We start from the raw sequence: 14,085 nt of genomic DNA, 5'->3' as shown, positions 1-14,085 counted from the left end.
TTTGGTTATCGTATATGCGATTTTCCGTTAGACGTATGTACTCTATTATTTTACAACAGATTAGCTAATTTTGGACAAATATCGACACAATATTTGTTAGGCGGAAGTTAATCGCCCATTAACAAATCCGACTTATACTGAACGTGAGCCGCTCATCCCGCATTCTTCATGGAAAGGAACATCCGACATGGGCATCCACACTTATTTCCAATCGTTAAACGACCTAGAGCGAATCATTCGTTGCCCGGGCAAGTTCAAGTTTCAGGAGCACAGCGTATCGGCTCATTCCTGGAAGGTCGTTCAATACGCGAAGACGTTGGCGGATATCGAGGAAAGCCATGGCGTGGCCGTGGATTGGAAGAAGCTATACGAAATCACGAGCAGTCACGATTACGGCGAAATCTTCATCGGAGATATCAAGACGCCCGTGAAGCACTATTCGCTGGAGCTTCGGTCCATGCTGCAACAGGTAGAGGAAGGAATGGTCTCCCTCTTCATCGACGAGCATATTCCCGAAGAGCTGAAGCCGATCTTCCGCAGACAGCTGCGCGAAGGCAAAGACGATTCGGTGGAAGGGCAAATCTTGGAGGTCGCCGATAAAATGGATCAGATCTACGAGGCCTTCGCGGAGCTGCAACGGGGGAACACGGAAAAGGAATTCGTCGTGATGTACCGGGCGGCACTGATCAAGATCAAGCAGATCAAGCTTCATTGCGTGGATTATTTCCTGCGGCATATCTTGCCGGACATGGTTAGCGAAGGCTCGAGATCTCCTATCGATATTGCGAAGATTACGAATGAGGCGTTGGCTTCTTAGAAGGGTAAGAGTTCAGCAAAACAGCCTCGGCTCGGCGGATTCCGAATCAAGGCTTTTTGGGGCAATCTACGCTCTCGATCCCTTAGTCCAAGGCGTTTTTCCAAAACGATTGCATCATTCAGATCGTCTGTCTCCAGTCTCGCCGCATAGCATCAATCCCATTTCTCCGGCAATTTCTTGGGCATATAAATAAATGTCGCTACTCGGTTCGAAAATAGCATCAATATCCCTCGTGTAACCGCGACTTCCAAAAACCAAGCACATGACTGTGATAAGTATGTTACTTCTAGGAAAATAGAGTGATCCTATAACGTTAAATCTCCAGAATGACCTCAAATTTGCCCAAAATTCTGAAATAGCGTGATGGCGAGTCGTTATTTCTATGTTTTTCGCCCAATTGGGGGAACTAGCGTGATGGCGTAACGTTATCGTAATGTCGTGGCCGCATGGCGACTTAGCCGAAATAAATAAACGAAAAACCCCTCGCCTCCGTAAAGGAAACAAGGGGGTGCCGATCAGGAACCGCGAACGGACTCATTGACGAACCTTGCGGAACAGCGGCTTATGAGGTTATCCCCGATGAAATTTCAAAATTGAAATCCGGCTTCGAACCACGCCTGGTCCTGCCCGTCGCCATCCCCGTTATCCGGCTTTGCCGGGAAGACCGACGTTTGCCGAAGACCTGTCAGCTTTCCGAGACTCGCTTGCGGTTCCGCGGCCGCCTGCTCCAGAAATTTCAAGAGGCCTTCGGCCATCTGCGCGACCGTTTCCTCATAAAACAACCGGCTTCGGTATTCGAAGCTCAGTTCCAGCTTGCCGCCCCGCTCTTCCGCCTGCAGCACCAAGTCCGTCTTCGCCGCCGTAAATTCCCAATCGAGCGGCTCCCACGCCAGATCGCCGCTTTGCGCCGGAATGGCGTCCATGTTTTGCATGACGAACATCGTATCGTACAGCGGATGACGCGTCGGATCCCAGCGGATCAGCCCCCGTTCGTCCAGCAGTTCGACCAGTTCGTCCGCCGGCAGCCAAGGATGATCGAACGCTTGCAGCATGCCGGTCTTCGTATCGGCCAGCAAGCTTTCGAAGGAAAGCGAAGAGATCGGTCGGCCGCGGATCGCCAAGATCTGCAGCAGCAGCCCCGCCGTATCGGCCAAATCCGGATGCGAACGGCCCGCGGATGGTACGCCGGTCACGACGTCCGGAGTCCCGGACCAATACGCGAGCATCGCCTGATAAGAAGCGAGCAGCACCATGGAAAGCGTGCAACCAGACTGCCTGGCCAGCCGTTCAAGCGCTGCCGCGACCTCCCCGGAGACGGCGAACCTGTAACGTTTGCCTTCATCCCGGGCGGTTGCATCGGCTAACGCCGCTCGATCCGAATCCGTCGGCAATTCCAGCTGCGGAACGCCGTCCGCGAACCGGTTCAGCCAATAATCGCGATGGCGTTCCCGTTCCTCGCCCGAAAGCAGCCGCGAAAGCCACTCGCCGTAATCCTTGAACTGCGCCTTCACGTCCGGGAGCGGCCGATCCTCGTACAAGGCGACGAGATCGCGGTTCAATAACGCGTTCGTCATGCCGTCGGACACGGCGTGATGAATATCGAACAGCAACAAATGCCGATCCTCGCCGAGCGGAACGAGGCCCGCCCGGAACAGCGGAGCTTTCGACAACTCGAAGGGCCGAAGCCAGCGGAGGGCCGCTTGCTCCCACTCCTCCGTTCCGCCGCCGAAAAAGACGGCTTCGTCGATCCGTTGGAAAGGAACATCGATGCCCTCGCGCACCGCCTGCACCATAAGACCATCGGCTTGATCGAACGAGGTGCGGAGCGACTCATGCCGCGCCGCCAGCCCTTTCAATGCCAATCGCAGCCTTTCATCGTCGAGCATCCCGGTCAGAAGAAGCGCCGCCGGCATATGGTAGGACAGGCCGCCGGGGTTTCTCTTCTCGTGGATCAGCATTTGCTTTTGCGCCGAAGTCACCGGATAATGCGGCTTGTCTTGCGCGCGAGGGATCGGAGAAACGGATCGCTCCGCCATGCCGGACGACAGCAGGGAAGCCAGCCCGCGGACCGTCGGTTTCATGAACACGTCCTTCAACGACAGCCGGACGGAAAAGACCTGTTCGATACGCGCCGTCAGCGCGGCCGCTTTGAGCGAATGCCCTCCCAGCTCGAAAAAGTCGTCGTCGATGCCGACCTCCTCGCGCCGAAGCAGCTCCCGCCACAGGGCGACCAGTTTCTCCTCCGTCTCGCTCTCCGGCGCAGCGTAGGCCGTGCCCGGCGCCATCTCCGCCTCCGGTTCCGGCAGCGCCTTGCGGTCCGCCTTCCCGCTTGCCGTCAGCGGCATCGATTCGAGTTGCACGAACGCCGCCGGAATCATATAGTCCGGTAGCCGCCCGGCGCAATGCGCGCGCAGCTCCCCGGACGTGCACGCCCGGTCCGCCACCACGTAGCCGACCAGCCGTTTGTCGCCCGCCCCGTCGTCCCGTACCGCGACCGCCGCCTCCGACACCGCTTCGTGCAGCAGCAGCGTCCGCTCGATTTCCCCAAGCTCGATCCGGTACCCCCGAATCTTCACCTGGTCGTCGATCCGGCCCAGGTATTGTACCTGGCCATCCTCCATCCACCGCGCCAAATCCCCCGTCCGGTACATGAGACTGCCTGGAGCGAACGGGTTCGGCACGAACTTCTCCGCCGTCAGCTCCGGCCGGTTCGCGTATCCCCGGGCCAATTGCACCCCGGCGATGCACAGCTCCCCGGGCACCCCGATCGGCTGCGCCTGCCCTTGTTCGCCGACGATGTACACCGACGTGTTATCGATCGGCCGGCCGATCGGCACGAAATCCAAAGCGCTGTCCGCTTCGCATTCGTGTACCGTCACGTCCACCGTCGCCTCCGTCGGGCCGTACAGGTTGACCAGCTTCGCGCCTTCAAGCCCCAGCGTACGGGTGAGCGCGAAGAACCGGTCCGCATGCGCCCGATGCAGCGCCTCTCCGCTCGCGAACACCCGCTTCAGCGTCGCCAGCTTCTCCCGCAGTTGCCCGGCCGGCTCCGCGTGCGCCGTTTCCAGGAACGCCGCCAGCATCGACGGCACGAAATGCATCGTCGTCACCCGGCGGCGGGCGATCGCTTCGATCAGCTGCCCCGGGTCCTTCTCCGCCCCCGGCGGAAGGAACGCGACACTAGCTCCCGCCAGCATCCACCAGAATAGCTCCCAGACGGAGACGTCGAAGCTGTACGGCGTCTTCTGCAGAATGACGTCGTCCGCACCGAGCGGATACGCCTTCTGCATCCAATGCAGCCGGTTGACGACCGACCGGTGGCCGATCATGACGCCTTTCGGGCGGCCCGTCGAGCCGGACGTATACAGGATGTAAGCCAGTCCATCCGGCGACGCGGCGGACGCGCGCCCTGCCGCGAGTCCGTTAGCTAGCGCGTCCGCATCCGGCGCATCCGCGAGGCCTTCCACCGAAACCGAAACCTCCCGCCATCTCGCGTCGTCCAGATCGATCCGTACGGCGACTGGCGCCGCCTTCTCCGCCGCGGACAGCCAGCGCCGCTGCGCGCAGATCAGGCGGATGCCGCTATCTTCGGCCATGAACCGCAGCCGCTCTTCGGGGAACTCCGGCGGCAGCGGCACGTAGGCGCCGCCCGCCTTCAGGATGCCGAGCAGCCCGGCCAGCATTTCCGGCGAACGCTCCGCCATGAGGCCGACGGGCTGCTCGGGCGCCAGGCCCGCGTCCAGCAGCGCCCGGGCAATTCGATTCGCGCGCGCGTCCAGCTCGCGGTACGTCAGCCGCTCCGCTTCGAACGCGGCGGCCGTCCGCTCCGGCGTCCGCTCCGCCTGCCGGCGGAACATCTCCGGAAGCGTGAGCTCTTCCGGATACGCCGCTTTCGTGTCGTTGAACGTTTCAACCACTTGCCGCCGCTCTTCCGCGGACATCAGATCGACATCGCCGAGCTTCCGTTCCGGCTCGCGAACGAGCGTCTCCGCCAGCCGGACGAAATGGCCGGCCATCCGCTCCACCGTCTCCCGGCGGAACAAGGAGGTACGATATTCGAAGCGGCAGCGCCAATCGTCTCCTTGCTCCACAATCTCCAGCGTCAGATCGAATTTGGCCGTCGTCCGGCGGAATTCGAACGGCTCGAACACCGTTTCGCCGCAAGCCACCGCGGGCATTCCCGTGTTTTGCAGGACGAACATGACGTCGAACAGAGGATTCCGGCCGACGTCCCGGCGTACGGCAAGTTTGTCGACCAGTTCCTCGAACGGATACCGGTCGTTGTCGAGCGCGCCGAGAACGCGGTCCTTCGCTTGCTCCAGAAGCTCGCCGAACGTTTGGTCGCCGCTCGCATGGCCGCGAATGACGACGGTGTTGACGAACATTCCGATCAGATCGGCCAAATCGGCGTGCGGCCTTCCCGCTGTTGGGCTTCCGATCCATATGTCGTTTTGCCCGGTGTACCGATGCAACAATGCCGTATAGAGGCCAAGCAGGACCATGTAAGGCGTCGTTCCCGTACGGGCGCACAATGCCGCCAGCTCGTGCGTCCAACCGGCATCGAACGAAAACGATACCTGATCGCCTTCGTAATCCATTCGCTGCGGTCTCGCGAAATCATACGGCAATTGGAGCGCCGGAATATCACCCGACAGCGTCCGGAGCCAATAACGCTCTTGGTCCCCGCACGCTTCCGAACGCAGCCATTCCGACTGCCAAGCCGCGTAATCCTTGTATTGAACCGGCAGCGCTTCGGCGGGTTTGCCCTCGTACAACTCCATGAATTGCCTGGCCATCGCCGCCATCGAGACGCCGTCGGCGACCAGATGGTGCGCATCCAGCAGCAGAAGGTGAACGTCCTCTTCCGGCATGCGGACCAGCTTAACCCGCAGCAGCGGCGATTCGTTCAGCCGGAACGGCCGGATGAACGACCGCAGGCAAGCATCCGGATCTTCCGACGGCTCCGCGACGGCAAACTCGATTGCCGCGAACGGCTCCTCGGCTATGCGCATCACGGGCTGCCCGTTCTCCCAATCGAACGAAGCGCGAAGCATCTCGTGCCGCTCCGACAGAGCCCGGACGGCCGACGATAACCGGCTCCGGTCCAGCTCGCCGCGAATCGTCAAGACGGACGGCAGATGGTAGGCGGTGCTGTTCTCGTCCATCGATTGCAGCACGAATAAACGGTTTTGCGCCGAAGCAAGCGGATAGTACGGCCTTCGTTCCGCTTTCGCGATAGGAGAGTAACGGCGAACTTCCCCCGTCGCCCTCCGTTCCAGAATGAGGCTCGCCAATCGGCGCACGGTCGGCCGATCGAACACTTCCCGTAGCGTCAACGCGCATTCGAACTGCTTATGGACGGCTGCCGTCAGTTCGGCCGCTTTGAGCGAATGGCCCCCCAACTCGAAAAAGTCGTCGTCGATACCAACCTCCTCGCGCCGCAGCAGCTCCCGCCAGAGAGCGGCCAGTTTCTCTTCCGTCTCGCTCTCCGGCGCAGCGTAGGCCGTTCCCGTCGCCATCTCCGTTTCCGGCTCCGGTAGCGCCTTGCGGTCCGCCTTCCCGCTTGCCGTCAGCGGCATCGATTGGAGTTGCACGAACGTGGCCGGAATCATGTAGTCCGGCAGCCGCCCGGCGCAGTGCGTCCGCAGCTCCCCGGACGTGCAAGCCCGGTCCGCCACCACGTAGCCGACTAGCCGCTTGTCTCCCGCCCCATCGTCCCTTACTGCGACCGCCGCCTCCGACACCGCTTCGTGCAGCAGCAGCGTCCGCTCGATTTCCCCAAGCTCGATCCGGTAGCCCCGAATCTTCACCTGATCGTCGATCCGGCCCAGATACTGCACCTGACCGTCCTCCATCCACCGCGCCAAATCCCCCGTCCGGTACATGAGACTGCCCTGAACGAAATGGTTCGGAACGAACGGGTTCGGCACGAATTTCTCCGCCGTCAGATCCGGCCGGTTCGCGTACCCACGGGCCAATTGTATCCCGGCGATGCACAGCTCCCCGGGCACCCCGATCGGCTGCGCCTGCCCTTGTCCGCCGACGATGTACACCGACGTGTTATCGATCGGCCGGCCGATCGGCACGAAATCCAAAGCGCAGTCCGCTTCGCATTCGTGTACGGTCACGTCCACCGTCGCCTCCGTCGGGCCGTACAGGTTAACCAGCTTCGCGCCTTCAAGCCCCAGCGTGTGGGTGAGCGCGAAGAACCGGTCCGCATGCGCCCGGTGCAGCGCCTCTCCGCTCGCGAACACCCGCTTCAGCGTCGCCAGCTTCTCCCTCAGTTGCCCGGCCGGCTCCGCGTGCGCCGATTCCAGGAACGCCGCCAGCATCGACGGCACGAAATGCATCGTCGTCACCCGGTGGCGGGCGATCGCTTCGATCAGCTGCCCCGGGTCCTTCTCCGCCCCCGGCGGCAGGAACGCGACGCTAGCACCCGCTAGCATCCACCAGAATAGCTCCCAGACGGAGACGTCGAAGCTGTACGGCGTCTTCTGCAGAATGACGTCGTCCGCGCCGAGCGGATACGCCTTCTGCATCCAATGCAGCCGGTTAACGACCGACCGGTGGCGGATCATGACGCCTTTGGGGCGGCCCGTTGAGCCGGACGTATACAGAATGTAGGCCAGCCCATCCGGCGACGCGGCGGTTGCGAGCCCTGCCGCAAGCGCATCTGCGCGCGTGTCCAACGCTTCCAAAGCTTCCGCCATGCCTTCCCGCCATCTCGCGTCGTCCAGATCAATCCGCTCGGCTTCCGGCGCCGCCTTCTCCGCCGCGGACATCCAGCGCCGCTGCGCGCAGATCAGGCGAATGCCGCTATCTTCGGCCATGAACCGCAGCCGCTCTTCGGGAAACTCCGGCGGCAGCGGCACGTAAGCGCCGCCCGCCTTCAGGATGCCGAGCAGCCCGGCCAGCATTTCCGGCGAACGCTCCGCCATCAGGCCGACGGGTTGCTCGGGCGCAAGCCCCGCATCCAGCAGCGCCCGGGCGATTCGGTTCGCACGCGCGTCCAGCTCGCGGTACGTCAGCCGCTCCGCTTCGAACACGGCAGCCGTCCGCTCCGGCGTCCGCTCCGCCTGCCGGCGGAACAGCTCCGGTAGCGTCAGCTCCTCCGGGTACGCCGCTTTCGTGTCGTTGAACTCTTCGACGACCTGCCTCCGCTCGTCGTCGGATAACAAACTAATATCTCCAAGCTTCCGTTCCGGCTCGCGAACCAACGTCTCCGCCAGCCGGACGAAATGGCCGGCCATCCGCTCCACCGTCTCCCGGCGGAACAGCCGTTCGTCGAATTCCCAGACGCAAGCGAGCGCTCCCGACGGCTCCGGATACACGTCCAGCTTCAGATCCAGCTTCGCCGTTCCGGTTTCCACCGGAAGCTGAACGAATCGGCAGCCGGCCGCTTCGAAACGGTTAAACGCCGCTTCCGACTGATTATGGTAGACGAGCATCGTATCGAACAGCGGATTGCGAGAACGGTCCGGCTTCTGGCCGGAAAGCTCTATCAACCGTTCATAGGAAACGTCCGAGTGGCCGAGCGCCTCCCACAGCTTATCCCGCGTACGCAGCCAGAAATCGCGGAACGTCCGGCCGTCGTCGATCGCTAGCCGCACCGGAACGTAATTATTGAACATGCCGACCATGTTGGCCGTATCGGGATGCGTTCTTCCGGCCAGTAGCAGGCCGATCGAAAGGTCGGTCTGAAGGCTGTAACGATGGACGACGAACGAATGAAGACCGAGCAGGAGCGAAGACATCGTCGCCTTGTCCGTCCGGGCCAGCCGCTCCCATTCCCACGCCGTCTCCGAAGGCACCTCCGCCTTCACCGTCCCACCCTTGAACGTCCTTCCCGCGGGTCTCGCCCCGGCATCCGGCCAATGCAGGACGGGAAGCGGTGCGCGAAGCTCCTCCCGCCAATAAGCCTCGGCCTCCGGCCGCTCCTCCGCGCCGTTCTCCCATACCGCGTAATCCTTGTAGTGGCGATTCGGCGGCGGCAGCGTTTCCCCGTTCAGAAGGGCGGCGAACTCCTTCATCAGCACGTTCATGCCGATGCCGTCTGACGCGATGTGGTGGACGTTCAGCAACAGGAGATGACGCTCCCATCCGTCCGTCCATACCCTCGCCCGCAGCATCGGATCGCGAGTTAGATCGAACGGGGCCGTCAATCCCGCGAGATCGTCCTTCCCCAGCCTATTTTCATCGGGAAAATCGGCCGCGTCGCAATGGATAACCGCTATATCCGGTTCGACCGAACCATTAGGATGAACCCGCTGAACAAGCTCCCCCTGTTCCCAATGGAAGGAGGTCCGAAGCGTCTCGTGCCGCTCCGTCAACGATCGCAGGACGGCGATTAGCGCATCCGCAGAGAGCGGGCCGCTGATCGACAGCGCAACCGGAATATGGTAGGCGCAGCCGATATGTTCGGACTGCTCGACGAGCGCCATCCGTTTCTGCGCGACCGACGACGGGTATAGATCGCCATGAACCCCTGCTCCGCTAAGAGCTGGCGGCAATGCTCCCCCATCCGCGGACGGACGGCCGTTCTCGCTTCGGATTCGTTCCATGAGCTTGCGCGGTGTCGGATAATCGTACAAGTCGCGAAGGGACAGCTCCACGCCCCACTCCTTGCGTATGCCCGCCAACGCTTGCGCCGCCTTTAACGAATTCCCTCCCGACTCCTGAAAGTGATCGTCCGTCCCGACGGCCGCCGTGCCAAGCACATCCCGCCACACCGCCTTCAACCGAAGCAAGTCCGGATGCTCGACCCGCTCCGGCGCCGAAACGGATTGCGCGGCCGCCGACTCGTTCTCGTGCCGAAGCGATTCCAGCTCGCTCGACGCTTCGTCCCATTCACCGCCGGCGAGCCGCTCGGCCAGCTTGAAGCGCTGGATCTTGCCGCTTGTCGTCCGAGGGATGCTGCGGATCGGAAGTACGCGGCCGATATCGAGCCCGGTTTCCCGGTTTAATTGGCGCCGGACCCGCTCGGCCAAGGGAACGAACTTCTCCAACCGGCCTCTGTGCTGGACGAACAGCACGATTTCTTCTTCCCCCGTGCCGGGATCGGTCGCTCCGCACGCGGCGGCTTTACCATAGCCGACTCCTTCCACCGCTTCCGCCCGTTTCTCCAAGTCATGGGGGTACACATTCTGTCCGCGGACGAAAATAATGTCCTTAAAGCGGCCGGTAATGACCAGCCTGCCGCTCTGCATGTAACCGACGTCGCCCGTCCGCAGCCACCCGCCGGGAGCCGACGCCCGCTCGGTCGCTTCCGGCGCATTGTAATAGCCGGCAGTGACATTCTTGCCCCGGATGTCGATATGGCCGACCATACCTTCGGGCAAGGACGCTCCCGAGTCGCCGCATATCCGTACTTCGCAGTCCGCAACCGGGAATCCGACGTCCACGAACGCGATCGCCCGTTCGTCGTCCACTTCCGCGCGTAGGACCCGCTCGCCGATCTTCAGCGAGCCGGGATCGAGCCGGACGGCTACGAGACGCTCGCCCGCGGGCGGAAAGGTGACGGCCAGCGTCGCTTCCGCCATGCCGTATACCGGAAACATGGCGGCGGGATGAAGGCCGTGTTTCTCGAGCGCCATAAGAAAACGCTCGGCCCATTCGGCGGAAATCGGCTCCGCGCCGTTAAAGATCAGCCGGACGCAGCTCAGGTCCCACCCTTCGGCCTGCTCGGGCTTATAAGCGCCGAGAAAATGCTTGTAGCCGAAATTGGGAGAAGCGATGGACGTCACCCGGTGTTCGTGCGCTTTGGCGAGCCAGAGCATCGGATCGAGCATGAACTGCGCGGGCTGCATGAGATACTGCTCCATGCCCGCATAGATCGGGGCCAAGTGGAAACCGATCAAGCCCATATCGTGCGTAAGCGGCATCCAGCTAAGCGATGAATCCCGCGAAGTCGTTCCCGAGCAAGCGACAATCGCTTCCATATTGGACAGCAGATTCGCGTGGGTGAGCATGACGCCTTTCGGCTCGCCGGTGGAACCGGACGAAAATTGGATGAAGGCGATCTCGCTTCCGTCCGAACGGTAGGGCAAGTCGTCTTCATGAGCCGAAACCGGCTCCCCCGTCGGTTCGGCAAGCAGGCCGTCCAGGCTATGACATTGCTCCGGCCGCGGCCCGTCTTCGGATTCGTCCGCGAAGTCGGACGCGTGATCCGATTCCCCCAGCAGCTTGGGACGGTTCAGCAGCCTCCACACGTGAAGAAGCTTGGTCCGATGGTCCTCGCTGCCGCCCGCCGTCAGCGGAACCGGAATAAATCCGCCGAGAAGGCAGCCCCAGAAAGCGGTAATAAACGATTGCGGATCTTCGATCCGGATGACGATTTCGTCGCGCGGCCGCCAACCCCTGGCGCGCATTCGCGTCGCCAAATCCAGGCTGCGATCGTACAGCTCGCGATAGGACAAGCGGGTTTCCGATTTTTTATGGATAAACACGATGCCTTTCCCGCTTGCGGCCCCGTATTCGAGCACATCCGTCATATGGGCGAACGGCTTCATCATCTTCCTCCTTTTACGAAATTCATCTCGATCCGCGGTGCCGCCGACAACTCGTTTTGCAGGAATACCTGCAAATCATCCGATCCGTTCTGCCAATAGAAATGACCGCCTTGCATACGGACAAACCGGCATTCGGCCGTCGTATGGCGGCTCCAGCCTTCCAGCTCCTCGTCCGTCCACTTCTCGTCCCGTCCGGCCAATATCGTCAGCCTCCAAGGAAGCGGCTCCTTCTCCTCGTACCGGTACGTCTCCACGAGCCGGAAGTCGGCCCGCAAAATCGGCATGAACACGTCCATCAGCGGTTTGCTCGAGAACACTTCCGCGGAGGTCGCTCCCATCTCCAGAATACGCTCCGCGAATTCATCGTCGGGCAGCAGGTGAATCGGCTCCTCCGTACGGCTGACGTCCGGCGCCGGACGCCCGGAGAAGAATAGAGCCGCTGGCGGCGGAAGATTCCGCTCGCGAAGGAGGCGGCAGACTTCATACAAAATCATCCCGCCCATCGAATGGCCGAACACGGCATAAGGCGTGCCGTCGTAATGGCGCATCAACCGCTCGAGCACGTCTTCGGCCGCCTCTTCCATGCCCCGGTAGAAAGGGTCTCCCGATCGGACTCCGCGGCCGGCCAATTCGAGGGGGAAACATGCCGCGCCGGGCGCGATCGCTTTATTCCACTTCATATAGATAGCCGCCGAGGCACCCGCATAGGGCAGACAGAAAAGCTTCATGCGATTTTCCCCATTTCGAGCTTGATGAGCTTATCCGCCAGTCCGAAATACCGGTCGTCGTGGGTGATGACGATGACGCACTTCCCGCGGCTCCGCAAATCGGACAGCAATACGGTATAGAAGAAATCGCGATATTCCGGGTCTTGATCGGCGGCCCATTCGTCGAACAAACAGATCGGCTTGTCGTCCAGATAGCTGACCAACAGCGCAAGCCGTTTCCGTTGACCGGAAGAAAGCCGGGTCGTGCTGAAGCGTCCGTCCCGAATGCTCACTTTGTCCTGAAGCCCCAGCAGAAGCAAATACCGCTGCGCCTCCTTTTCCTTGGCCGCGAAGTCGATTCCGTACAAGCGGTCGAACAAATACGCGTCGCTGAAAATCGTAGACACGTAGCTGCCGATGTCGCCCGCATGCAGCCGTTCGCCGTTGAGCGTCACGCTTCCGCCCTTGGGCTCGTAGAGTCCCGTGATCAGCTTGGCCAACGTCGATTTGCCGCTGCCGTTGCCGCCGACGATAAAGACCAGCTCGCCCGAGCGAAACTCGCAATCGATCGGACCGACGGCGAACGCCGTTTCTTCGTTCCGGGGGTACGCGTACACCGCTTCGTCGAGCCGAAGCGACACCTCGTCCACCGGCTCCGCCGCGAACGGCTCCGTTTCCCGGCCGCGGAGCCCGGACAGCTCCTCGGAAAATCGCTTGATCCGATTCCAGCTGATCCGGGCTTGGAACAGCTCCGGCAGCGAACTTAATATCGCGGTAAGCGGGCCCGCCATATACAGAAAGACGAACACGAAGCTGCGAAGCTCTCCGTCCCCCATACCGGGAAACAAGGCAGGAAACGCGAACACGACGGCTCCGATAACGGCAGCGAAGAGCAGGTCGCCGATGACGATCACGTTAGCGATTTTGGCTTCCGCTTTCATGCGTTTGTCCCGGTAGGAAGCGCAGCTGTCCCCCATGTCCTCACGGAAATCGCGCGCCTTGTCGCGGTGAAGGTACAGCTCCTTGAAGCCATGGATGAGATCGTGGATAAATTTGAAAAACACGTTCTGAATGTCCCTGGCTTGCTCCCACAGCTTGTTGGCGGACCGGGCGATCGCGTAGAAAGAGCCGGATGCGATAACCACGACTCCGAGCGACAGCAGAAATCCGGCCCCGTTGATCAGCGCCAAATAGACGAAGCCGGCGATGATCGTGACCGTCCATGTCCCGATGCTGACCAATTTGTTGGCGAAGGCGCTGACGGTTTCCGTATCGTTGTTCAGGCAAGTTTCGATTTTTCCGCGTTCCATCGCTTCCATTTTTTCGTAGGACGCGTTCAGGACGGTGCCGAGAATTTCCATCCGCTTGTCGTACACCATGCCGTTGGTCATGCGGATGAGGCGGGAACGCAGCAGCTTCTGCCCGCAGACGAAGAGCAACATGCCCAGGACGAAAAAGGGAAACAGCCGGACGCGGACTTCCCCGCCTTCGGCAATCGCCGCGTTGATGACGAAGATCATCGACGCGTTGCCGACCCCGCTGACGATGCTGAGTAGCAGCATGGCAGCATAGGGGCGTTCCCTCCGTTTCGGGTAATGGAACGTCAAGGCGAGATAGACGCCGAACAATACCGGGAGGGCGCAGGCCGACGCGGCAACGACGATTTCCGGCGCGGACGCGTCTTTCCAGAAGCCGGCGGCGGACCGATCCGACGTCAGCAGCCAGCCGATGCCGTAGACGCAATAGCCGAGCCATCCGTAAAAACCGGCGGCGAACGGCAAATACGATAAGATTCTTCTGCCCGAGTGCAATAGCTGCCTTTTGCCGGTACGGATATCGACCAACGCAACCGCGATTCCCGCGGCGCTAAGCAGCACGCAAAGCCCGAGCGCTCCTATCCAGATCCATAACGCGTTCGGCATAGGTCCTCCCCCTTCTCATCGGACCGCGGTTAGCGGCAATAAGCTTCCGTTCATTCCCGGACACTCCGTCAACTATATTGACGGCTTTTAAAATACCGTTATAACTCCTCAACCAGCCGTACCTCACGCCA

At 61.3% G+C, this 14,085-nt stretch carries 3 protein-coding genes and 1 pseudogene; 1 reads left to right on the top strand and 3 read right to left on the bottom strand.

The annotated features are described in order from the left end of the window. Nucleotides 1–187 precede the first annotated feature (187 nt). Nucleotides 188–817, top strand: coding sequence for an HD domain-containing protein (locus tag ACFPPD_RS09740; protein WP_209749158.1), 630 nt, complete (start codon nucleotides 188–190; stop codon nucleotides 815–817). Between the two features lie 689 nt (nucleotides 818–1,506). On the opposite strand, the pseudogene ACFPPD_RS09735 reads toward ACFPPD_RS09740, so the two are convergent. The 3 genes and pseudogenes from ACFPPD_RS09735 to ACFPPD_RS09725 all read right to left on the bottom strand — a co-directional run. After that, nucleotides 1,507–11,244: pseudogene (locus ACFPPD_RS09735) on the bottom strand (amino acid adenylation domain-containing protein); the annotation flags it as partial. Nucleotides 11,245–11,324: 80 nt separating this feature from the next. Continuing rightward, on the bottom strand, nucleotides 11,325–12,053 hold the full coding sequence (locus ACFPPD_RS09730) for a thioesterase II family protein (protein ID WP_209749163.1): 729 nt from the start codon (nucleotides 12,051–12,053) through the stop codon (nucleotides 11,325–11,327). Then, the gene (locus tag ACFPPD_RS09725; protein ID WP_378082034.1) at nucleotides 12,050–13,954 is read right to left on the bottom strand and encodes a cyclic peptide export ABC transporter; all 1,905 of its coding nucleotides are present in this window, start codon (nucleotides 13,952–13,954) and stop codon (nucleotides 12,050–12,052) included. The genes ACFPPD_RS09730 and ACFPPD_RS09725 overlap by 4 nt, the downstream gene beginning before the upstream one ends. Between the last annotated feature and the right edge of the window lie 131 nt (nucleotides 13,955–14,085).

Source organism: Cohnella suwonensis (genome assembly GCF_042655365.1).
Taxonomy (GTDB): domain Bacteria; phylum Bacillota; class Bacilli; order Paenibacillales; family Paenibacillaceae; genus Cohnella; species Cohnella suwonensis.
The sequence above is the reverse complement of the archived record's forward strand: the minus strand, read 5'-3'. Positions and strand labels throughout refer to the sequence as shown.

What these genes read in the sequence shown, in the direction of transcription:
- ACFPPD_RS09725 (WP_378082034.1), bottom strand. Translation starts at nt 13,954, where the DNA reads ATGCCGAACGCGTTATGGATCTGGATAGGAGCGCTCGGGCTTTGCGTG.
- ACFPPD_RS09730 (WP_209749163.1), bottom strand. Translation starts at nt 12,053, where the DNA reads ATGAAGCTTTTCTGTCTGCCCTATGCGGGTGCCTCGGCGGCTATCTAT.
- ACFPPD_RS09740 (WP_209749158.1), top strand. Translation starts at nt 188, where the DNA reads ATGGGCATCCACACTTATTTCCAATCGTTAAACGACCTAGAGCGAATC.